This is a genomic window from Bradyrhizobium tropiciagri (assembly GCF_018130505.1).
GTDB classification, from domain to species: domain Bacteria; phylum Pseudomonadota; class Alphaproteobacteria; order Rhizobiales; family Xanthobacteraceae; genus Bradyrhizobium; species Bradyrhizobium tropiciagri_B.
The window spans coordinates 247,377-268,693 of record NZ_JAFCKH010000012.1 but is presented as its reverse complement, the minus strand read 5'-3'; the positions used below and the strand labels follow the sequence as shown (position 1 = coordinate 268,693).

Sequence of the window (21,317 nt, the reverse complement as noted above, 5' to 3'; positions counted from 1 at the left end):
ACCTGCCGCTGCCCGCTTGCGATACTAACGATCTGTTAAGGCTCCCGGCCGCCGATACCGGTGCGGAAGCCCAACCAAGAGGCGGTCAAATCTTTCGCGATGAATGACGCGGAATTCCAGATCCAGGCGCTCGGCGATGCGAGGCTGGCGGAGCATGCGACGGGCGCCCAGCCGGCATGGCTGTGGTCGGCCGACGGCGCGCGGATCCTCTGGGCCAATCCGGTCGGCGCGCGCGTGTTCGGGGCCGCCAACAGCAGCGAACTGGCGAAGCGCGGCTTCGGTCCGGCCGATCCGCATCGCCGCCAGGTCGCCCGGCTCAGCCGCGTTCTTGCTGCAAACGGCGCGATCCGGCTGGAGCGGCTGCGCGGTTTCGGCGCGCCGGCCGGCGGGCTTGCGACCTGCGGCTGCGCGCGGCTCGATCTGCCCGACGGCAGCCACGGCATTTTGATCACCGCCGCCAACGTGGACGGCCGCGGCATGCCGCTCGCCGAACGGCTTCAGCGGCTGGTGCAGGGTCTCGACCGTCCCGCCGCCGCCTTCAGCGGTGACGGCCTGTTGATCGGCGCCAATGATGCGGCACGTCCGCTGCCCGGCCTGCACGATCTGACCGAAGCCGGCCTCGATACGGCGCGCGCCGAGGCGCTGGCGCAGGGCCGCGCGGCGGCCAGCGTCGCCATCGGCCGCGTCGTGCTGCAGCGGCTCGGCCGCGGCGCCGATCTCGCGCTGGTCGCGCTGATCCGGCCGGCCCCGCATCTCGTTCCGCAGCCGAAGCCGGTCGCCCCGATCGTGCCCGATGCCGAAGGGCAGGCGGCGGCAGCGGAGAGCTTCGCGGTCGAAACGTCGCAAGAGGCCTTGGCGCCGGAGTTGCCGGCCTCACCTCCCGCCGAACCACCGCCGGTTGCGCATGACGAAGCGCCCGATCCAAGCGAGGAGCCGGCCGCCTTCACGTTGTTCGATGCGCTCGACCCGCCGCCGGATGCGGCCGCGGAAGAACCCGCGCCGGCCGAACCCGTCGTCATCGTATCCGAGACTGAACATGTCGAGACGACGCCGGCGCCCGCGGCAACGGAGCCGCCGCATGCGGACATGGCGGCCGCCGAAGCCGTGGCCGCAGAGCCCGAGACGGCTCCCGTGGTCGACGAAACGCTGACAGAAGCCTTGATGGACACGGCGGACGAGGAGGAAGCGGAAGAAGCGCCACTCCCAGCCTGGCCCGGGCTCGACGAGAGCACCAACGCATCGATCGACCCGGCACCGGCGCAGGCAGACGCTGCGGCCGCCGAGACCGTGCCAGCACATCCAGAGGCGGTGTCTGACGACGCGCCGGTGGTCGACGAGTCCTTGACCGAAGCCCTGATGGAAACTGCGGACGAGGAGGAGGTGGAAGAAGCTCCGCTGCCCGCCTGGCCCGACCTCGAGGACCGCGCGAACGCGCCGGTCGAGCCCGCAGCGGCGGCGGCGCCGCTCGATCCCGATCCCGTCCCCTCGCCTTACGCGGTCGCCGACGTGCCGGAACAAACCGTCGAACCGCCCCTGACACCGGCCCTTGCGAAGATGCCGTCGTGGCTCGACGAGCCGGCGCCGCTGCGGCGGCATCCGCTGCGCTTCATGTGGCAGATGGATCACGAGGGCCGCTTCTCGCTCGGCTCGGACGAATTCGCGCGCCTGATCGGCATGCACACTGCGGCCGGCTTCGGCCGTCTGTGGAGCGAGATCGCCGAAGCGTTCGGGCTCGATCCCGAGGGCCGCGTCATGCAGGCCTTCGCCACCCACAGCACCTGGAGCGGCATCACGCTGGGCTGGCCGGTCGACGGCGGCGGCCGGCTGCCGGTCGAACTGTCCGGCCTGCCGGTGTTCGACAGGCACCGGAATTTCGCCGGCTATCGCGGCTTTGGTGTGTGTCGCGACCTCGACGGGCTTGCGCGACTCGCCGCATTGCGCCGCTATGAGTTCTTCAGCGGGCCGCCGATGCCGCAGCCGCTGTCGGCCGACGCGGCAACGCCGGCCGCCGTCCACGCTCCGCCGGCCGCGGCGCCGCCGCCCGATCCGAACGCCGCACCATCACCCGAGGACTTGATCGAACCGACAGCGCCACAGACTTCACACCAAGCCGAGCTGGATCACGCCGTGGAAACGCCTCTTGATACGCACGAAGTGCGTGACGACACGCCGCAGAATGTGGTGCCGTTCCGCCCCGCCGGCGACGCGCGGCCGCCCTCGCTGACGCCGGTCGAGAACAACGCCTTCAACGAGCTCGCCCGGCAATTGTCGGCGCGGCTGGAGAGCGAGGCCGGCCTGACGGCGGCGCCGGCCGAAAGCCCCGCCATAGAGGCCGCCGCCGAGCCGTCGGCGCCGAGTGCGCAAGAGCCCGAGCAAGAACCGGAGCAAGCGGCGGAGCAGGAGCCTCAACAAGCGCCCGAGCCGACGCAGGAGCCCGCGAGCAGCCCGCAACCGGCATGGCTCACCGCGCCGGAGCCGCCGCCGCGCGCCGACTCGCGCCGCGACCGCATGCTGCTCGATCTGTTGCCGGTCGGCATCCTGATCTACCGGCTCGACCGGCTGCTCTATGCCAACCACGCGTTCCTCGCCCGCATGGGCTATGACAGCCTGCACGCGCTGGAAGCCGCCGGCGGGCTCGATGCGCTCTATGTCGAGCCGGGTGTGTCGCAGGCAAGCAGCACCTCCGGCACCGGAACGCCGGTGACGATCTCGGCGAACCAGGCGACCGACCACGAGGCCGTCTCCGCCGAGGCTCGGCTGCACACCATCAGCTGGGACGACGATTCCGCGCTGGCGCTGATCTTCGCGCGCAGTCATGGCGAGGACACGGCGATTGCCGCCGCGCTGTCGCCGTCTGTGCCGGCCGCTGCAGCAGAGGCGGAGCCCGAGCCGGTGCTCGCACCGCCGCCGCAGGCCGGCCACGCCGATGCCGAGGAATTGGGTGCGATCCTCGACACCGCGGCCGAAGGCATCATCATGTTCGATGCCGAGGGCACCATCCATTCCTGCAACCGCAGCGCGGAGGCGCTGTTCGGCTATGACGGCGAGGAGCTGACCAAACACAATCTCGCCGATCTGTTCGCGCCGGAAAGCCAGCGCGACGTACTCGACTATCTCGCCAGCCTGAAATCCGCCGGCGTCGCCAGCCTGCTCGATCACGGCCGCGAGGCGCTCGGCCGCGTGCGCCAGGGCGGCATCATCCCGCTGTCGGTGACGATGGGGCGCACCCGCGCCGACGGGCCGAACTTCTTCGCCGTGTTCCGCGACCTCACGCAGACCAAGCGAAGCGAGAACGAACTCCGCGAGGCCAAGCGGCTCGCCGAACGCGCCGCGAGCGCCAAGACCGACATGCTGGCGCGGATCAGCCACGAGCTGCGCACGCCGCTCAACGCCATCATCGGCTTTGCCGAGGTGATGATCGGCGAGCGTTTCGGCGCGCTGGGCAACGAGCGCTACGTCGAATACATGAAGGACATCCGCGCTTCCGGCGAGCGGGTGATCGCCATCGTCAACGATTTGCTCGACCTGTCGCGGATCGAGACCGGCAAGATCGACCTCGCCTTCGCCAGCCAGAACCTCAACGAGATGGTGGAGAGCTGCGTCGCGGTGATGCAGCCGCAGGCCAACCGCGAGCGCATCATCATCCGCACCTCGCTCGCGCACACCCTGCCGCCTGTGGTCGCCGACGCCCGCGCGCTGCGCCAGATCACGCTGAACCTGATCGGCAATTCGATCCATCTCGCCAATGCCGGCGGCCAGGTGATCGTCTCGACCGCGCTGTCGGATTTCGGCGAGGTGATGCTGCGGGTGCGCGACACCGGCCAGAGCCTCAACGACAACGAGGTCGCCGCCGCGCTCGAGCCGTTCCGCGCGCCTGCGCCGACCGACCACGCCGGCACCGGCGGCGTCAGCCTGTCGCTGACCAAGGCGCTGGTCGAAGCCAATCGCGCCAAATTCCAGATCCGCACCGCCGGCCGCTCCGGCACGCTGATCGAAGTGGTGTTCTCGCACGCCACGGCAAGGGCGTAACACCGGCCCTCCCCGCGACGACGCTGCGGGAATCTGTCGCGCCGGGTGCGCGCGATGCGGCACGGATCTTGCTGCAATTCGGCTTATTTGACTGCATCGCCTGCGACCCGCCCGCTTTCCGGGCATTTGGATTTGCCAGATGCGCTGTCTCGTCGTCGCCGATTTGCACTATTCATTGCCGCAGTTCGACTGGCTGCTGGCGGCGGCACCGCAATTCGATCTCGTGATCTTCGCGGGCGATGCGCTCAACCTCGGCTCTGCGGTCGATTACCGCGCCCAGATCGTTGTCGTCACCAAATATCTCGCGCGGCTCGCCGGCCTGACGCGCGTGATCTTCTGCTCGGGCAATCACGATCTCGACGAGCGCAGCCCGGAGGGCGAGAAGATCGCGCGGTGGGTCGCCAGCATCCGGGAATTCGGCGTTGCCTGCGACGGCGACAGCGTGATCATCGGCGACACGCTGTTCACGGTGTGCCCGTGGTGGGATGGCCCGCTGGTCAGAGCGAGCATCGACGATCAGCTGCGCGAGGCCGCCGCGCTGCCGCACAGCCGTTGGGTCTGGGTGCATCACGCGCCGCCGGCGGATTCGCCGACCAGCTGGGGCGGCAAGCGCTTCTTCGGCGATGTCGAGCTCAAGCGCTGGATCGAGCGGCACCATCCGGCGATGGTGATCTCGGGCCATGTGCATCAATCGCCATTCATCCCGAGCGGCTCTTGGTTCGACCAGTTGGGGACGACGTGGGTGTTCAATACCGGCCTGCAGCCCGGCCGGCCGCCGGTCTACATCGCGCTCGATTTCAGCGCGAGCAAGGCATTCTGGCTCGCCGCCAGCGACGCGCAGGTCATCGATCTCGACAACCCCCTGCAGCGCCCGGCGGCACCGCTGCGCGATGCGCCGGACTGGCTCATATCCTTGGATCGGATTGCCGATCCGAGCCTGGCGCGACCTGCATCGGCGGCAGGTTGATCATGCTTTGCAGCACCTCGCCGACCATCGCCAGATGCGTGCCGTGGTCGGCGTATTGGTGCATCAGGTCGGCCAGATAACTCGTGGCAACATGGAGCCGCTGTGCCAGCAGCTGCGCGATCAGCAACGCCACCGCGGGCCGTTCGCGCAGGAATGACGCCGCATCGTCGAACTCGTAGAGCACGCTATCCGATGCCGCGCGCACCCGCGCGCTGTGCGGCTTGTCGAGCAGCACCGACATTTCGCCGAACACCGCGCCGGGCTCCTCGATCACGGCCACCACATTGTCGCCCTTGACGACCTCGACCTTGCCGTCGATCAGCACGAACAGATGACCGGTCTTGCCGCCCTCATGGATGAAATCCGTGCCGGCCGTCAGGCTTCGCTCAACCCCTCCGGTGCAGTGATCAAGGATCGCACGCATGCTGCTTCATCTCCGTCTCCGCCAGACTAGGCAGAGATGCGGACCGAGGTGAAACGCATTAGCTGGGCGTTGTGCCCAAATTGTCGGCAGGGCCGCGGACATGGGAGCCACCGGCAGACGGGCTCCCTCTCCCATCCCTCGCCGTCATCGCCCTTTTCGCAGGGACGACGGGGATATGCATCCGCACCCACCGCCGTCATCGCCCGGCTTGACCGGGCGATCCAGTACGCCGCGGCTTATCGGCTCAATAACCACTGTCTCTGGGATACTGGATCACCCGGTCAAGCCGGGTGATGACGCCACGTTGTTTGGCTGGCGATGTGAAATCAATCTGGGACGACAGGCGTGTGTGCGGCGTCGTCTACCCCCACTCAAATCCCACGCGCGAACCGGCGAAAGCCCGGTGCGCCGGTTAGTGCCTCGAACGCGGCGTCGCGTTTCTCTTCGGCGAAGACAAAACCCGCCTTGGCGTAGCAGCGCTCGGCCGGGTCGTTGCCGATCAGGAACGAGATCGACGCCTGCGCAAAGCCCGCCGCCTTGCCGTCAGCGAGTGCACGGTGGATCAGCGCCTGCACCAGGCCGCTGCCGCGATGGGCGGGATCGGTTGCGACATGCTCGATCAGCCAGTCGCTCTCGCCGCCCTGCACCCAGCAATTACGGGCGTAGGCGCCGCGCATGAAGATCGTTGCCGGGTCATCGCCGGTTTCGGCCGCGACCTCCGCGATCGCGTCACGGACCGCCGCGAGCGTCCCGGCCGCCGGCATCGCGCACAGCGCTGCGGCTGGCACGCCATCAACCTCGGCGATCAGGAAGTGAGCTGTATGATACCATGACCGCGCACGCGCAACCGCGAGCCGCGCCATGAAGGTCAGGCATTCCGGTTCAGGCCGCGCCAGTGCGATATCGCACCAGCCGCGCGGCAGCGGGCCGCGCTGCGCGGCCAGCACAATGCGGGCGATGAAGGCTGCGTCGTCAGATCGGGCGGGACGGATCGAGGATCGTCCCGCCGGAAACATCTCAGGTGTTCTTCAGCGCGACGCGGAATTCGGCTTCGGTCTTGGCCTTGACCTCGTCGAGCGTGACGCCGTCGGCGAGCTCGATCAGCGCCATGCCGTCATTGCCGTGCTTGTCGATGGTGAACACGGCGAGATCGGTGACGACCATGTCGACCACGCGCTCGCCGGTCAGCGGCAGGTTGCACTGCTTGAGCAGCTTCGCCCCGTCCTTGGCGGAATGCTCCATCACCACGACGACGCGCTTGACGCCGGCGACGAGGTCCATGGCGCCGCCCATGCCCTTCACCATCTTGCCGGGGATCATCCAGTTGGCGAGGTCGCCGTTCTGCGCCACCTGCATGGCGCCGAGGATCGAGAGATCGATATGCCCGCCGCGCACCATGCCGAAGGAATCGGCCGAGGAGAAATAGCTGGTCGAGGGCAGCTCGCTGACGGTCTGCTTGCCGGCATTGATGAGATCGGCGTCGACCTCGTCCTCATAGGGGAACGGGCCCATGCCGAGCATGCCGTTCTCGCTCTGCAGGCTGACGTCGATGCCGTCGGGAATGAAGTTCGAGACCAGCGTCGGAATGCCGATGCCGAGGTTGACGTAAAAGCCGTCGCGCAACTCCTTGGCGGCGCGGGCGGCCATCTGTTCACGGGTCCAGGCCATGAGAGGCTCCTGATGAGTTGGGTTTTACGCTGCGGGCCGCGGACGGGTGTTGCGGAATTCGATCCGCTTCTTGGCCGTGCCGACCTCGATGATGCGTTTGACGAAAATGCCGGGGGTGTGGATGTGGTCCGGATCGATCTCGCCGGCCGGCACCAGATGCTCGACCTCGGCGACGGTGACCTTCGCGGCGGTCGCCATCATCGGGTTAAAGTTGCGCGCGGTCTTGCGGTAGACGAGGTTGCCGGCGGTGTCGCCCTTCCAGGCGTGGACGATGGCGAGGTCCGCGAACAGGCCGCGCTCCATGATGTATTTCTGGCCGTCGAATTCCTTCACTTCCTTGCCTTCGGCGATCAGCGTGCCGACGCCGGTCTTGGTGTAGAAGGCCGGGATGCCGGCGCCGCCGGCGCGGATGCGCTCGGCCAGCGTGCCCTGCGGATTGAATTCGAGCTCGAGCTCGCCGGCGAGATATTGCTGGGCGAACAGCTTGTTCTCGCCGACATAGGACGAGATCATCTTCTTGATCTGGCGGGTTTCCAGCAGGCGGCTCAAGCCGATGCCGTCGACGCCGGCATTGTTGGAGACGACCGTGAGGCCCTTCACGCCGGAGTCGCGGATGGCGTCCGACAGGGTCTCGGCGATGCCGCAGAGGCCGAAGCCGCCCGACATGATCATGATGCCGTCCTTGAGGAGACCATCGAGGGCCGATTTTGCGTCGGGATAGACCTTGTTCATGCAGCAAATACCTGATCGAGGGCGCGGAACGGCGGTGACAAACCGGATTATTAGGCGAAATCTTCGCAGTGCGTCAATCACGGCCCGGTGCGACCATGAGGCGGTGGCCCGCGGCGCCACGTCGGCCTTGAAAGCGTCAAGAAAAGCCTTCAAGTTGCGTGGGTTGGCACGGGCTCCCAAAGGGATGCCCCGCTGTGTTCGACGACGACCCGACAACCCACACAACCCGACCCGGACATGTCATTGACGATGGCCCAAGGAATTAAGCGCCTGGGGATGCCGATCGCGGCGCTTTTTGGCCTCGCGGTGATCGGTCTGGTCGGCACGTCGTGGTTCCTCAACCGGGACGCGCTGCAGCGCGCGGTGGAAGCCCAGATCCGCGCGGTGACCGGGCTCGAATTGGTCGTCAACGGAAACATTGACGTCTCAGTGTTTCCGGGCAGCTACGTCTCCTTTCACAATGTCGGTCTGAAGGGCGCCGAGACCGTCGACCCCGCGCTGCAGGTCGATGTGCTGACCGCAAACCTGCGGCTGCTGCCGCTGCTGCTGCGGCGGTTCGAGATCGCCGACGTCATGATGCTGCGGCCGCATATCCATGTGGTCCGCGACGCTGCCGGCGAGAGCAACTGGACGCCGTTCGTCGAGACCATCGCGAAAGCGATGACGCCCGGCGCCGAGAATCAAGTGTCGTTCTCCGAGATTCGCATCCAGGACGGCGAGCTGAACTACGAGGACGGCACCAACCAGATCTCCGAGAAGCTCGGCGACATCGACCTGTCGCTGGCCTGGCCGTCGATCTCGCGGTCGTTTGCCGCAACCGGCCAGTTCGACTGGCGCGGCGAGCGCGTCGACGGCTCGATCAGCGCCGCCGATTTCGCCGCGCTGCTGTCGGGCGACCGCTCCGGGCTGAAGGCGCGGCTGGCCAGCGCGCCGCTGAAGGTTGCGTTCGACGGAACCGTTGCCAACCGCACCAGCGTGATGATGGAAGGCGTCGCCACCATGGACTCACCGTCGCTGCGCAACGCGCTGCGCTGGATGGGGCAGGCGCCGCCCGGCGGCGGGGGCGGCTTCGGCCGCTTCGCGCTGAAGGCGCGCGCCAACGTGGTCGGCGGCTCGGTCGCGCTCACCAATGTCAATGTCGAGCTCGACGGCAATGTCGCCGAGGGCGTGATGACCTACGCCAATAACGGCCGGCAGACGCTGCAGGCGACGCTGGCCGCAGGCAACCTCGACTTCACGCCGTACATCTCGACGTTCCGCCTGCTCGCCTCGGGCCAGCGCGACTGGAACAGGCAGCTGTTCGACCTGTCCTCGCTGTCGACGACCGATCTCGACATGCGCCTGTCGGCGGCCAAGGTGACGGTCGGTCCGTCCAAGCTCGGCCGCACCGCGCTCGGCGCCAACCTGCGCGGTGGCGCGCTGGCGCTCAGCGTCGGCGAGGCGCAGATGTTCGGCGGCATCGCCAAGGGCTCGTTCGCGATCGCGCGCTCGGATGCGGTCGCCGACGTGCGGGCGCAATTCCAGTTCACCGATGTCGACCTGCAGGCCTGCGCCAGCGAATTGTTCGGGATCAACAAACTGTCCGGCCGCGGCAATCTCGGCGTCTCGCTGACGGCCTCCGGCTCGAGCCCGTTCGGCCTCGCATCATCGCTCGATGGCAGCGCGACGCTGAACGGTCATGACGGTGCGATCGCCGGCTTCAATGTCGAGCAGTTGTTGCGGCGGCTGGAGAAGCGGCCGCTGTCCGGCGGCGGCAATTTCCGGTCCGGATCGACGCCCTACGACAATCTCAATATCTCGGTGAAATTCTCCGACGGCATCGCGACCGCCGAGGACATCCGCGTCGAAGGACCGGCGGCGCGGATCACGCTGACCGGCACCGCCTCGGTGCCGTCGCGCGAATACGATCTCAAAGGCGTCGCCAGCCTGACCGCGGCCTCCAGCGGCGGCAAGGCCTACGACCTGCCGTTCGTGGTTCAGGGCCCGTGGGACGATCCGCTGATCTTCCCCGATCCGGACATCCTGATCCGGCGCTCGCCGGGGGCTGCGCAATTGCTCGACTCGCTCAAGGACACCAAGGCGCGTGACGCAGTGCGCGGCGTGCTCGACCGCCTCACCGGCGGCGGCGCGCGGCAAGCGCCGGCCGATGCCGCAGCGAGCGCGCCGGCCACCGGCCCGGCGGCGGCCGCCGACAATGCGAAGTCGAACTGACCGATCAATTCACTTTCCGCATCGATGCGCCGGGACTGATCCACATTCTCACCACGAGTCCCTACTGAAGTCGTCGGTGCGACATCTTTATCAGGTCACGCCCATGCGCTAGTGTTTTATCCAACCGGTTAAAAAAACCGGCCTTCCACTGAGGGAGAATAACGTGAGATCCAAGGTTATTGCTGCGCTTTCACTCGCGGTCGCTGCGGTCGGCCTGTTTGCCGCAACTGCACCCGCTCTGGCCCAGGGCAAGACGATTACCGTCTGGTGGGGCAAGGGATTTTACAAGTCCGAAGACGACGCGCTGATCGAGACCATCAAGAAGTTCGAGGCCAAGACCGGCATCAAGGTCGAGCTGTCGCAATACGCGATCCAGGACATGATCCCGAAGACGGTCGCCGCGCTGGATTCCGGCACCGTGCCCGACGTCGCCTATTCCGACACCTACGACGTGCAAGCGCAGGGCAAATGGGCCTTTGAAGGCAAGCTCGAAGACCTGTCCGACATCATGCTGCCGATGAAGGACGCGTTCGCGCCGAACACGCTCGAGGCGGCCCTGCTCTACAACGACGTCGCCAAGAAGAAGTCCTATTACGGCTTCCCGCTGAAGCAGCAGAGCATGCACGTCCAGATCTGGGGCGACCTGCTCGACAAGGCCGGCTTCAAGGCCGCCGACATCCCGACCAAGTGGGAGGATTACTGGACCTTCTGGTGCGACAAGGTGCAGCCCGGGATCCGCAAGGCGACCGGCCAGCGCATCTACGGCGTCGGCCAGCCGATGGGCGTGGAATCCACCGACTCCTTCCAGTCGTTCTACACCTTCATGGACGCCTACCACGTCAAGCTGGTCGACGACGACGGCAAGCTGCTGGTCGACGATCCCAAGGTGCGCGACGGCCTGATCCATGCGCTGAAGGATTACACCGACACCTACATCAAGGGCTGCACGCCGCCCTCCTCCACGACCTGGAAGGATCCGGACAACAACGTCGCCTTTCACAACAAGACGATCGTGATGACCCACAACTTCACGATCTCGATCGCGGCGAAGTGGTTCGAGGATTCGACCAATCCGGCGCTGACCGACGCGCAGCGCGCCGCCGGCAAGCAGGCCTATGAGCAGGACATCATCACTGCCTCATTCCCGAAGGCGCCGGACGGCTCGACCATCAAGTACCGCTCCGACGTCAAGACCGGCCTGATCTTCGCCAACGCCAAGAACAAGGCGGAGGGCAAGCAGTTCATCGCGTTCCTGATGCAGGAAGACAACGTGCGGCCCTATGTCGAGGGCGCGCTCGGCCGCTGGTTCCCGGTGACCAAGGCAAGCCAGGCCAGCCCGTTCTGGCAGGCCGACCGGCATCGCAAGGCGGTCTGGAACCAGTTCACCGGCGGCACTGCGCCGTTCGACTTCACCAAGAACTGGAAGTTCACCATCCTGAACAACGAGAACGTCTGGGCGAAGGCGATGAACCGCGTGGTCAGCGAGAAGGTGCCGGTGGACAAGGCCGTCGACGAACTGATCGCCCGCATCAAGCAGGTCGCGGGCTGATATAGTGATGCCGGCCGCCGTCACAGCACTATCCCCGTCGTCCCGGCGAAGGCCGGGACCCATAACCACAGGCCTGAGTCGTTGCACGAAAGCCAACGACCAGCGGCGGTCCAAAGCGCTGCCGCGGCGTATGGGTCCCGGCCTTCGCCGGGACGACGGGTGGATGGCGGCCGGCATTTCGTCTGAAGGGTAAGAACGCATGGCGGCAACGCTCACCAGTTCAGATGCACTCCCCTCGCCGCCGCTATCGGCGCGGCTGACGCCGCCGCAGGTCTGGGGCATCGTGCTGCTTGCGCCCTATCTGCTCGTGTTCCTGGCCTTCGTGGTCTATCCGGTCTGCTACGGCCTGTGGCTGGCGCGGCAGCCGGCGAGCTATGTCGCGCTCTATCACGACCCGATCTTCGCGCGCGCTGCGGTCAACACGCTGATCTTCCTGGTCATCGGCATCAACATCAAGATGCTGATCGCGCTGTTCCTGTCCGGCTTCTTTGCCCAGCAGCGGCCGTGGATCAGGTGGCTGTCGGTGATCTTCATCCTGCCCTGGGCGGTGCCGTCGATCCCGACCATCCTGTCGGTGCGCTTCATGCTCAATCCCGAATGGGGCGTGGTCAACCAGCTGATCTTCAAGTTCACCGGCGATGACGGCCCGAACTGGCTGAACGATCCGGCGGTCGCGCTCGCCATGGCGATCGGCGTGCACATCTGGAAATCGCTGCCGTTCTGGACGCTGATCCTGCTGACCGGCCGGCTGGCCATCTCGCACGATCTGTACGAGGCATCCGACGTCGACGGCGCCAATTGGTGGCAGAAATTCCGCTACATCACCTGGCCGTCGATGCAGACGCTGTACATCACCTGCACGCTGCTCTCGATGATCTGGACGCTGGGGGACTTCAACAGCGTCTACCTGCTCACCGGCGGCGGCCCCGCCGATCTCACTCACGTGCTGTCGACGCTCGGCATCCGCTACCTGCGGCTCGACCAGCTCTCGCTCGCGATGGCCTCGATCGTCTGCGCCATGCCGTTCGTGCTGCCGCTGGTCTATTTCATGATGAAACGGTTGTCGCGATGAAGCTGCCCACCCTCCGCGAAGTCGGCACCGAGGCCAAGCTGCTGCTGATCGGCATCCCGGTCTTCATCTGGACCATGATTCCGATCTACCACATGTTCCTGTTCGCGATCTCGCCGAAGGAGGACGCGTTCTCCGGCAAGCTGTGGCCGGAGCATCCGACGCTGCACAATTTCTCGATCGTATTCCACCAGCAGCATTACTTCCTGCGCGACTTCTGGATCCAGTTCTGGAATTCGACCGTGATCGCGCTGGCTGCCGGCGCGCTGACGCTGTTCGTCGCCACCGCCGCGGCATTCTCGATCTCGCGGCTGCGGGTGCCGGGCGGCCGCGCCGTGATGAATCTGGCGCTGTTCACCTATTTCATCCCGGCGGCGTTCCTCGCCGTGCCGATGTACCGCACCATGGGCAATTACGGCCTCTTGAACAATCACTGGTCGCTGATCCTTGCGATGGTGACGATCGCCTCGCCCTACGCGATCTGGGTGCTCAAGCAGGCCTCCGACAAGCTGCCGGTCGAACTCGACGAAGCCGCGACGATGGACGGCGCCACCACGCTGCAGCTGTTCCGCCTGGTCTATGTACCCTTGATGATGCCCTCGCTGGTCGCGGTCGGCACCTACGCGATCCTGCTCGCCTGGAACGAATATCTCTACGCGTTCCTGCTGCTGTCGAAGGACACCGACATCACGCTCCCCGTCGCGCTCGGCAACTTCCTCGCCGCCGACGACTCGCCGTGGGAGCTCTTGATGACCACCGGCTTCATCTACGCGCTGCCGCCGGCCGCTGTCTATTACGCCTTCAAGCGCTACATGGTCGGCGGGCTGACCGCAGGCGCGGTCAAATCGTAGAACTCAGGGCACCTTCCGGTTGAACCGGTCGCATCGCTGGGCAGACCCATAGGGAGGTCTCGCGGCAGGAGAACGTTCGACGATGCGGATCAACGACGCAATCCATCTCGGCTTGCTGCTGCTTGCATTCGCGGTCGCCTATCTGGTTCCGTTCGAGCTGCTGCTGCTGGCCTATGTGGTGCTGGGCCCCGCCCACTATTTCACCGAGATCTCCTGGCTGCACGACCGCAGCTATTTCCTGCCCCACCGCGGCATCGCGATCGGCCTCGTCGTGCTCGCCATCGCCGCCGCGCTGATCGAGAACGCGGCCTGGTTCGGCTTTGCGATGTGGGTTGCGCTGGTGGTCTGCGCGATGCTGGCCGCGACCAAATCGGCGGTCGAGAGCATGGTGCTGTTCATGGTCGCGATCGGGCTCGCCGCCATCATGTATACGAACGGCGCCTCGTTCGCGGTGGCCGGCATCCTGATCCCGACACTTGTGCACGTCTCGCTGTTCACGCTGGTGTTCATGACGCTCGGCGCCTGGCGCTCCAGCAGCCTGACGCAGGCGATGCTGGTGGTCGCCTATCTCGTCGCGATCACGGTGATCCTGCTGGCGCCGCCGACCGCCGAGGTCCGGATCCCGAGCTTCGCGATGGCGGCGAAGGAGTATTTCGGCAATGTCGGCCCGGCGCTGAGCCGGCTGTTCGGCATTCCCGACCTCACGCTCGACACGCGGCTGACCAGCCTGCTCGCCTTCGTCTACACTTATCACTATTTGAACTGGTTCATCAAAGCCGACGTGATCCGCTGGGCCGACGTTCCGCGCTCGCGGCTGGCGCTGGTCGCCGTGGCGAGCGCGGGATCGACCGCGCTGTATTTCTACGACTATGCGTTCGGCTTCACCGTCCTGCTGGCGCTCAGCCTGACCCACATCCTGCTCGAATTCCCGCTCAACAGCCTGGCGCTGCGGCAACTCGGCGGCGCCATGCAGATCGGCGTCGTCGGCCTCGTCCGGCATGGCGTCGCCGGCAAGACGCAGCCCGCCCGTCCCGGCAATGCGAAAGCGGCCGGGCGGCGCAAGCAGGCGTGATTGCACCCGGCCTCACAACGGCGCGGCGCTCTCGCCCCGCGCGTTCGACAGTTTCGAGGCGAACGAGGCCACCACGATGATCACGGCGATCAGCGCGATCACCAGCGTGCAGATCGCGTTGATCTCGGGTTTCACGCCGAGCCGCACTTCCGAGTAGATCCGGATCGGCAGCGTCGCCGAGCCGGGGCCGGTGGTGAAGCTCGCGATCACGACGTCGTCGAGCGACAGCGTGAACGCCAGCATCCAGCCGGCGATGATCGCGGGCGCGATCAGCGGCAGCGTCACCATCAGGAACGCCCGCACCGGATCGCAGCCGAGATCCATCGCGGCTTCCTCGAGGCTGCGGTCGAGCGCCGAGAGTCTCGACTGCACCACGACGGTGACGAAGCACATCGTCAGCGTGGTGTGGGCGATCGTCACGGTCCAGAAGCCGCGCTCGGCGCTCAGCGCCACGAACAGCAGCAGCAGCGACAGGCCGGAGATCACCTCCGGCATCACCAGCGGCGAATACAGCATCCCGGAGAACAGCGCCCGGCCGCGGAACCGCTCGCCGCGCGCCAGCCCGATCGCCGCCAGCGTGCCCAGCAACGTCGCCAGCGTCGCGGAGACCGCGGCGACCGACAGGCTCATCCAGGCTGCATCCAGCATGGCGCGGTCGTTGAAGAACTCGTGATACCAGCGCAGCGACCAGCCGCCCCACACCGTGACCAGCCTCGAGGCGTTGAAGGAATAGATCACGAGGATGACGATCGGCAGGTAGAGGAACGCGAGCCCCAGCGCCAGCGAGGTCATGTTGAAGCGCGTGATGCTGTTGACCGGGCGCGCCATCAGCCTTTGCCCGCAAGTTGCCGCCGTTGCAGGCGGTCGTAGAGCACGAGTGGCGGCACCAGAAGCAGCAGCAACGCGACCGCGGCGGCGGAGGCCACCGGCCAGTCCTTGTTGGTGAAGAATTCCAGCCACAGCGTCTGCCCGATCATCAGCGAGTTGGAGCCGGCGAGCAGATCGGGGATCACGAACTCGCCGACGATCGGGATGAAGCAAAGCAGCGCGCCGGCGCCGACGCCGGGCAGCGACAGCGGGAACGTCACCAGCCAGAACGCCCGCAGCGGCGAGGCGCCGAGATCGTTCGCCGCCTCCAGCAGCGAGGCATCCATCCGCGACAGCGTCGCATAGAGCGGCAGGATCATGAACGGCAGATAGGAATAGACGATGCCGAGATACATCGCGGTGTCGGTCGACAGCCACACCACCGGCGCGGAGACGATGTGCAGCGCCAGCAGCACCTGGTTGAGCAGGCCGTCATGCTGCAGGATGTTGATCCAGGCATAGATGCGGATCAGGAACGAGGTCCAGAACGGCACGATCACCAGCATCATCGCGACGCCCTGCCAGCGCCGCGGCAGCCGCGCCATGCCATAGGCGATCGGATAGCCGATCAGGAGCAGGATCAGTGTCGAGGTCACCGCGACGACGAGGCTGCGCAGGTAGGACAGGATGTAGAGATTGTCGGAAACGAGCAGCCTGAAATTGTCGAACGACAATTGCGCAAAGGCCGCGGCCAGCGCGGCGCGGCCCTCGGTGAAATCGAACACCGGCGTGTAGGGCGGCTGCGCGATCGCGGTCTGCGACAGGCTGATCTTCAGCACGAAGCCGAACGGCACCAGGAAGAACAGCACCATCCAGAGATAGGGCGCGATCGCGGCCAACCGCGCCGGACGGGCGAAGATGCGGCGCGCGCTCATTGCTCCAGCACCAGGCAGTCGTCGGCGGTGAACCACGCCACGACGCGCTGGCCGGCGAGATAGGCATCGACGTCGAGCCGCGCGGTGTTGGCCATCGACGCGCGTAAGGTGGCGCCGGATTCCAGCCGCACCTTGTAGGTGGTCACGCCGCCGAGATAGTTGACGTCGGCCACGACGCCGTCGAGGCGGTTGATCGTCTGCGCGCCGCCCTCGTCCAAGGCCGGCGCGCGGCGCGACAGCCTCACTTTCTCGGGACGGATCGCGACGCTGACGACGTTCTTCGTCACCGGCGGCCACATCTCCGAGACCGTGAGCGAACCGGCCTCCGAGGTCGAGACGGTCAGGCGCCCCTGCCCGCTCGCGATCACCTGGCCGTCGAACATATTGACGTCGCCGACGAACCCGGCGATCCAGCGCGTCGCCGGCGCCTCGTAGAGATTGCGCGGCGTCGCGACCTGGACGAGACGGCCGGCATCCATCACGCCGATCCGGCCAGCCATCGTCATCGCCTCCTCCTGGTCGTGGGTGACGATGATGAAGGTCATGCCGAGCCGGCGCTGCAGCTCCATCAGCTCTCCTTGTGTGCTCTCGCGCAGCTTCTTGTCGAGCGCGGCGAGCGGCTCGTCGAGCAGCAGCACCTGCGGCCGCCGCGCCAGCGAGCGCGCCAGCGCGACGCGCTGCCGCTGCCCGCCGGACAACTGGTCGGGCTTGCGCTTCTCCATGCCTTCGAGCTTGACCAGCGCCACCATCTCGGCGACGCGGGTCGCGATCTCGGCACGCGGCATGCCGGCGCGCCTGAGGCCGAAGGCGATGTTGTCGCGCACCGACAGATGCGGGAACAGCGCGTAGTTCTGGAACATCATGTTGACGGGCCGCTCATGCGGCAGCACCTGGGCGATATCGTTGCCGCCGAGCAGGATGCGGCCTTCGTCCGGCGTCTCGAACCCGGCGAGCATGCGCAGCAGCGTGGTCTTGCCGCAGCCGCTCGGACCGAGCAGCGCGAAGAACTCGCCGGCGCGAATATCGAGCGAGACCTTGTCGACCGCGCGGAAATTGCCGAACGATTTCGCGACGCCCTCGATCCGCAGCAGCGGCATGTCCAAGACGGCCGGTTCAGGCAACGGCTTTGCCGTCTCCGCACTCGCTTCGCTTGACGTCACGTCCTTCAGCCCCGATTCCCCACAGGCCCGACAATAGCCGCAAGCTAGCGGCGGATCGCCACCGGCTCAACCGCTTCGCGCGGCAACTCCCGCAATATTGTCGCGCGCTGTGCCTCTGCTAGACTTGTCCTTGAATTCGGGAGGACAACCGATGCTTCACGACCGCTACGGCCTGCCGCTGACCACGACGTCGGACCGCGCCGCCGCCTACTATGTCGACGGTGTCGATCGCATGCTGGCGGCCCTGCATGGCGCCGACGCGGCATTCGAGGCCGCGATCGCCGAGGATCCCGACTTCGCGCTGGCCCATCTCGGCCGCGCCCGCGTGCATCAGCTCAACATGGAAGGCGCCGCGGCGCGCGCCAAGGCGGCCAGAGCCCGCGAGCTCGCCGCGACCGCGAGCCCACGCGAGCGCCGGCATATCGAGATCATTGCGTCCGTGATCGAGGGCCAGGCCAAGAAGGCCGCCACGGCGGCCGAACAACATTTGATGGAATATCCGCGCGATGCTCAGATATTGTCGCTGCTGCTCGGCGCCTTCGGGCTCTACGCCTTCTCGGGCCGGGCCGATCACGACGCCGCGCGCCTCGCGGTCTGCGAGCGCTACGCCGCCGATTATGGCGACGACTGGTGGTTCCTGACCTATCTCGGCTGGTCGAAGACCGAGGCCGGCGACGTGGTCTCCGGCCGTGCCATCACCGAACGCGGCTATGCGCTGAAACCGGAGAATGCCGGCGCGGCGCACGCCGTCGCGCATGCGCTGTTCGAACAGGGCGATGGCAGGGAAGGCCGCGCGTTCCTGTCGGCCTGGCTGCCGGCCAACGATCGCACCAGTTTCCTGCAGGGCCACCTCGCCTGGCATCTCGCACTGATCGACTTAGAGGACGGCGACGCCGATGCCGCGCTCGACATCTATGAGCGCCACATCAAGCCGGCGGACCGGCCCTATCCGCCACTCAACATCTACACCGACACGGCCTCGCTGCTGTGGCGGCTGTCGCTCGCCGGCAAGACCGGCCTCGAGCCGCATTGGAAGGATGTCGCCGCCTATGGCGACGGCTATTTCGCGAGGGCCGGCGCGCATTTCGCCGACGTGCACCACGCGCTGGTCGCGGCCACCACCAGGGGCGACGCCTTGCAAGCGCGGCTTGCCGAGATGGAAGCACGTCACGCCGACGGCAAGCTGGCGCCCGGCTCCGCCGCAATCGGTCTCGGCCGCGGGATCGCGGCTTTTGCAGCGGGCGATCACAATGAAGCCGTGCGCATCCTCGCGCCGCTGATGCCCGAACTGGTGCGGATCGGCGGCAGCCACGCCCAGCGCGAGTTGTGGGAGGACACCTTCATCGTGGCGTGCCTGCGCGCCGGCCAGGGCAAACAGGCGACGGCGCTGATCTCCGACCGGCTGCATCGCCGCCCATCGCGGCGCGACCTCGCCTGGTCGCAGGAGGCTGCGCGGCAGTAGCGGCATTCAGTCAGCGTTCGCTATGAACGCCGCCGGCGCGTCGCGATCGGCTTGCGGCATGGCCAGCCCGAGCTTGGAGCGCCGCCAAAGCACGTCATCACGTCGACCGGAGTAATTTCATTTCCGCCTTTCCGGAGTCTTTGCGACTTCGCGGGCGCAGTCGATGAAGAGCTGCGCGACGGGGCTGATTGTGCGGGTCTTCAGGGTGATGATCCCGTTTGGCACGTTGGCCCTTGGCAGGTGAACGGGCAGAGCCCTGATCTCCGCGCGTATGGCGGGAAATTTCAATACGGAAGCCGGGAGAATTGTGACAAAGCGCCCGGTCGCCAGCAGACTCATCCGCGCGTGGGGAGAATCGGTGACCACTGTGGTGCGAGGATAATCGACGCCGTTGGCGCGAAAGGCCTCCATTGCAATCGACGCAATCTCGCTCCCGGGCGGCGGGAGCACCCAGGATTCCTTCAATAGTTCGGCAAAATCGATCCTGCGCCGTCGAGCCCACGGACTTTGCGCGCACGCCGCGACGACGGACGAGTCGTCAAAGAGAAATTCGAAGGCCAGTCGTTCTTCCGCGGTGGGACCAAATCTCCGTGCGATCAAAAGATCGACGTTACGTCCGCCCAGTTCACGATGCAGCGTCTCCACATATCCCGTCACGACATGAAACACCATTCGCGGATTGCGCCGAGAAAGCCGATCGATGACGGCCGAGACGAAGCTCGCAGCCAACAAGGGCGTACACCCGATCCGCACTTCTCCAGCCGTGGGGTCGGCGAGAAACTCGATGTTCCTGACCGCCTGACGCAGGTCATCGAATGCGGCCACTCCGCCATTGAGCAAGGCGCGACCGTAAGCGGTCGGCTCGATGCCGTGGGAGTTACGCTCAAGCAGCCGCACGCCAACGGCACGTTCCAGGACCGCGATTGATCTGGAAACCGCCGGTTGTGTCGTGTTGAGGTGCGTAGCCGCCTTGCTCATGCTGCCGACCTGCACGACAGTCATCAGGACATGAAGGTCGTGCAGCTTCAACCGGAGGCCGATGCGATCGCTCAACTGCATGGCGCAAGCCCATTGCAAGAGTGATATGGAGGTATCAAAACCTAGCATTATGCGCGCATGGTCGCATCCCGTATCCTCGCTCCACCGCGGGCAGATTGACCCGCGGCGCCAAAAGCGTGCATCGCGAAAGCTCGGACGAGAGGACGAGGCCATGCCCCTGTTGCGCCGCCAATTCCTCCATATGGCGGCGGGTGCAGTCACGCTTCCGGCCGCGTCGCACATGGCATGGGCAGGATCCTATCCGTCGCAGCCAGTGCGCGTGGTCGTCGGCTTTGCCAGCGGTGGCCCCAACGACATCCTCGCGCGCCTGATCGGTCAGTGGCTGGCGAAGCGGCTCGGCCACCCATTCGTCATTGAGAATCGGCCGGGCGCCGGCAGCAACATCGCCACCGAGGCGGTCGTGCGTGCGCCGCCCGACGGTTACACGTTGCTTTTGGTTGGTTCGCCAAACGCCATCAATGCGACACTCTACGAGAGGCTCAATTTCAACTTCATCCGCGACATCGCCCCCATCGCGAGCTTCATGCGCGGTGCTCTGGTTCTGGTCGTACACCCCTCGGTTCCGGCCAAGACGCTTCCCGAGTTCATCGCCTACGCCGAAGCGAATCCGGGCAAGCTCTCATACGGTTCAGGCGGCGTCGGCGGGATCACGCACATCACTGCCGAACTGTTCAAGATGATGGCCGGCGTCGAAATGGTGCACGTGCCTTATCGCGGCGTCGCACCCGCGCTGACCGATCTGCTCGGCGGACAGGTGCAAGTTCTATTCGCCAACCCGGCTCAGTCGATTCCATACACGGGAGCCGGCAAACTGCGCGCTCTGGCAATTACCAGCGCCGCTCGCTCGGAGGCGCACCCCGACCTGCCGACCGTGGGCGAGTTCGTTCCGGGGTATGAGGCGAGTTCAATCTTCGGCTTCGGCGCGCCCAAGGACACGTCCACCGAGATCATCGACACGCTGAACAGGGAGATCAATGCTGTCCTCGCCGATCCAGAGATCAAAGCTCGGGTTGCCGGCCTGGACGGCACAGTGCTTGTCGGCTCGCCAGCCGATTTCGGCAAGCTCCTCGCCGAGGAGACCGGGAAGTGGGGAAAGGTAGTTCACGGAGCGAATATCAAGACGGAGTAATTCCCAACGCGCAAGTATTTCTGGCCGAGCCTCGAACGCCACCACAGCGCACGACGGGGCGTGTACTCATGACGCGCCATGTCTGCTCAGACACAACCAGAAACGTTTGGCCGGGCCTGAGCTGAACCGCTTTTGACCCACGCAGACTTGACACGGCTATTGCGCATGCGATCGACATGCCCGTCCCCATCGT

Annotated in this window: 17 protein-coding genes; 9 read left to right on the top strand and 8 right to left on the bottom strand. The window is 66.2% G+C overall.

All coding sequences use genetic code 11. From position 1 onward, the window contains the following. Nucleotides 1–99: 99 nt before the first annotated feature. Nucleotides 100–4,029 carry a PAS domain S-box protein gene (locus JQ633_RS28745; protein WP_211988475.1) on the top strand — a complete coding sequence of 1,310 codons (3,930 nt, stop codon included), beginning with the start codon at nucleotides 100–102 and terminating at the stop codon, nucleotides 4,027–4,029. 139 nt (nucleotides 4,030–4,168) lie between these two features. Next, nucleotides 4,169–4,996, top strand: a complete 828-nt coding sequence (locus JQ633_RS28740) for a metallophosphoesterase family protein (RefSeq protein ID WP_211988473.1) — start codon at nucleotides 4,169–4,171, stop codon at nucleotides 4,994–4,996. Here JQ633_RS28740 and JQ633_RS28735 read toward each other — a convergent pair. The 4 genes from JQ633_RS28735 to JQ633_RS28720 form a co-directional block, all read right to left on the bottom strand. After that, nucleotides 4,935–5,420, bottom strand: a complete 486-nt coding sequence (locus JQ633_RS28735; protein ID WP_211988472.1) for a Crp/Fnr family transcriptional regulator — start codon at nucleotides 5,418–5,420, stop codon at nucleotides 4,935–4,937. The two genes, JQ633_RS28740 and JQ633_RS28735, sit on opposite strands and share 62 nt — an antisense overlap. Nucleotides 5,421–5,791: 371 nt before the next feature. Beyond that, nucleotides 5,792–6,436 carry a GNAT family N-acetyltransferase gene (locus JQ633_RS28730; RefSeq protein ID WP_211988469.1) on the bottom strand — a complete coding sequence of 215 codons (645 nt, stop codon included), beginning with the start codon at nucleotides 6,434–6,436 and terminating at the stop codon, nucleotides 5,792–5,794. A gap of 1 nt (nucleotide 6,437) precedes the next feature. Then, complete coding sequence (locus tag JQ633_RS28725) at nucleotides 6,438–7,088, bottom strand: 3-oxoacid CoA-transferase subunit B (protein ID WP_211988468.1); 651 nt, start codon at nucleotides 7,086–7,088, stop codon at nucleotides 6,438–6,440. Nucleotides 7,089–7,112: 24 nt separating this feature from the next. Further along, nucleotides 7,113–7,820 carry a CoA transferase subunit A gene (locus JQ633_RS28720; RefSeq protein WP_211988467.1) on the bottom strand — a complete coding sequence of 236 codons (708 nt, stop codon included), beginning with the start codon at nucleotides 7,818–7,820 and terminating at the stop codon, nucleotides 7,113–7,115. Between the two features lie 249 nt (nucleotides 7,821–8,069). Here JQ633_RS28720 and JQ633_RS28715 point away from each other — a divergent pair, with 249 nt between their 5' ends. The 5 genes from JQ633_RS28715 (at nucleotide 8,070) to JQ633_RS28695 (ending at nucleotide 14,572) form a co-directional block, all read left to right on the top strand. Then, entirely contained in the window at nucleotides 8,070–10,031 is a 1,962-nt protein-coding gene (locus tag JQ633_RS28715) for an AsmA family protein (RefSeq protein WP_211988466.1), read from the top strand. A gap of 163 nt (nucleotides 10,032–10,194) precedes the next feature. Beyond that, entirely contained in the window at nucleotides 10,195–11,580 is a 1,386-nt protein-coding gene (locus JQ633_RS28710; RefSeq protein WP_211988465.1) for an ABC transporter substrate-binding protein, read from the top strand. 199 nt (nucleotides 11,581–11,779) lie between these two features. Next, nucleotides 11,780–12,652 carry a carbohydrate ABC transporter permease gene (locus JQ633_RS28705; protein ID WP_211988464.1) on the top strand — a complete coding sequence of 291 codons (873 nt, stop codon included), beginning with the start codon at nucleotides 11,780–11,782 and terminating at the stop codon, nucleotides 12,650–12,652. Further along, on the top strand, nucleotides 12,649–13,500 hold the full coding sequence (locus tag JQ633_RS28700; protein ID WP_211988462.1) for a carbohydrate ABC transporter permease: 852 nt from the start codon (nucleotides 12,649–12,651) through the stop codon (nucleotides 13,498–13,500). Before JQ633_RS28705 ends, JQ633_RS28700 begins: the two co-directional genes overlap by 4 nt. An 82-nt stretch (nucleotides 13,501–13,582) precedes the next feature. Beyond that, a complete protein-coding gene (locus JQ633_RS28695; protein ID WP_211988461.1) occupies nucleotides 13,583–14,572 on the top strand; it encodes a hypothetical protein in 990 nt (329 codons plus the stop codon). 12 nt (nucleotides 14,573–14,584) lie between these two features. Here JQ633_RS28695 and JQ633_RS28690 read toward each other — a convergent pair whose 3' ends face one another. Genes JQ633_RS28690 through JQ633_RS28680 form a run of 3 tightly spaced genes read right to left on the bottom strand, consistent with a single transcriptional unit; the run spans nucleotide 14,585 to nucleotide 17,411 of the window. Continuing rightward, nucleotides 14,585–15,400 carry an ABC transporter permease gene (locus JQ633_RS28690; RefSeq protein ID WP_211988460.1) on the bottom strand — a complete coding sequence of 272 codons (816 nt, stop codon included), beginning with the start codon at nucleotides 15,398–15,400 and terminating at the stop codon, nucleotides 14,585–14,587. After that, nucleotides 15,400–16,314, bottom strand: a complete 915-nt coding sequence (locus tag JQ633_RS28685) for an ABC transporter permease (RefSeq protein ID WP_211988459.1) — start codon at nucleotides 16,312–16,314, stop codon at nucleotides 15,400–15,402. Before JQ633_RS28685 ends, JQ633_RS28690 begins: the two co-directional genes overlap by 1 nt. Further along, nucleotides 16,311–17,411 (bottom strand): ABC transporter ATP-binding protein, encoded by a 1,101-nt coding sequence (locus JQ633_RS28680; protein WP_249159723.1) that lies wholly within the window; start codon nucleotides 17,409–17,411, stop codon nucleotides 16,311–16,313. The genes JQ633_RS28685 and JQ633_RS28680 overlap by 4 nt, the downstream gene beginning before the upstream one ends. Before the next feature lie 295 nt (nucleotides 17,412–17,706). Between JQ633_RS28680 and JQ633_RS28675 the strand changes: the two genes are divergently transcribed. Further along, nucleotides 17,707–18,936: a tetratricopeptide repeat protein gene (locus tag JQ633_RS28675; protein ID WP_211988543.1), complete on the top strand. Its 1,230-nt coding sequence runs from the start codon at nucleotides 17,707–17,709 to the stop codon at nucleotides 18,934–18,936. Between the two features lie 117 nt (nucleotides 18,937–19,053). Here JQ633_RS28675 and JQ633_RS28670 read toward each other — a convergent pair whose 3' ends face one another. After that, nucleotides 19,054–19,995: a LysR family transcriptional regulator gene (locus JQ633_RS28670; protein WP_211988458.1), complete on the bottom strand. Its 942-nt coding sequence runs from the start codon at nucleotides 19,993–19,995 to the stop codon at nucleotides 19,054–19,056. Nucleotides 19,996–20,146: 151 nt separating this feature from the next. On the opposite strand from JQ633_RS28670, the gene JQ633_RS28665 reads away from it, so the two are divergent. Further along, a complete protein-coding gene (locus JQ633_RS28665) occupies nucleotides 20,147–21,124 on the top strand; it encodes a Bug family tripartite tricarboxylate transporter substrate binding protein (RefSeq protein WP_211988457.1) in 978 nt (325 codons plus the stop codon). Nucleotides 21,125–21,317 lie beyond the last annotated feature (193 nt).

Bases quoted from the DNA above. Each gene is read 5' to 3' on its own strand.
- JQ633_RS28745 (WP_211988475.1), top strand. From the start codon at position 100: ATGAATGACGCGGAATTCCAGATCCAGGCGCTCGGCGATGCGAGGCTG.
- JQ633_RS28740 (WP_211988473.1), top strand. From the start codon at position 4,169: ATGCGCTGTCTCGTCGTCGCCGATTTGCACTATTCATTGCCGCAGTTC.
- JQ633_RS28735 (WP_211988472.1), bottom strand. From the start codon at position 5,420: ATGCGTGCGATCCTTGATCACTGCACCGGAGGGGTTGAGCGAAGCCTG.
- JQ633_RS28730 (WP_211988469.1), bottom strand. From the start codon at position 6,436: ATGTTTCCGGCGGGACGATCCTCGATCCGTCCCGCCCGATCTGACGAC.
- JQ633_RS28725 (WP_211988468.1), bottom strand. From the start codon at position 7,088: ATGGCCTGGACCCGTGAACAGATGGCCGCCCGCGCCGCCAAGGAGTTG.
- JQ633_RS28720 (WP_211988467.1), bottom strand. From the start codon at position 7,820: ATGAACAAGGTCTATCCCGACGCAAAATCGGCCCTCGATGGTCTCCTC.
- JQ633_RS28715 (WP_211988466.1), top strand. From the start codon at position 8,070: ATGGCCCAAGGAATTAAGCGCCTGGGGATGCCGATCGCGGCGCTTTTT.
- JQ633_RS28705 (WP_211988464.1), top strand. From the start codon at position 11,780: ATGGCGGCAACGCTCACCAGTTCAGATGCACTCCCCTCGCCGCCGCTA.
- JQ633_RS28700 (WP_211988462.1), top strand. From the start codon at position 12,649: ATGAAGCTGCCCACCCTCCGCGAAGTCGGCACCGAGGCCAAGCTGCTG.
- JQ633_RS28695 (WP_211988461.1), top strand. From the start codon at position 13,583: ATGCGGATCAACGACGCAATCCATCTCGGCTTGCTGCTGCTTGCATTC.
- JQ633_RS28690 (WP_211988460.1), bottom strand. From the start codon at position 15,400: ATGGCGCGCCCGGTCAACAGCATCACGCGCTTCAACATGACCTCGCTG.
- JQ633_RS28685 (WP_211988459.1), bottom strand. From the start codon at position 16,314: ATGAGCGCGCGCCGCATCTTCGCCCGTCCGGCGCGGTTGGCCGCGATC.
- JQ633_RS28680 (WP_249159723.1), bottom strand. From the start codon at position 17,411: ATGCCGCTGCTGCGGATCGAGGGCGTCGCGAAATCGTTCGGCAATTTC.
- JQ633_RS28675 (WP_211988543.1), top strand. From the start codon at position 17,707: ATGCTGGCGGCCCTGCATGGCGCCGACGCGGCATTCGAGGCCGCGATC.
- JQ633_RS28670 (WP_211988458.1), bottom strand. From the start codon at position 19,995: ATGCAGTTGAGCGATCGCATCGGCCTCCGGTTGAAGCTGCACGACCTT.
- JQ633_RS28665 (WP_211988457.1), top strand. From the start codon at position 20,147: ATGCCCCTGTTGCGCCGCCAATTCCTCCATATGGCGGCGGGTGCAGTC.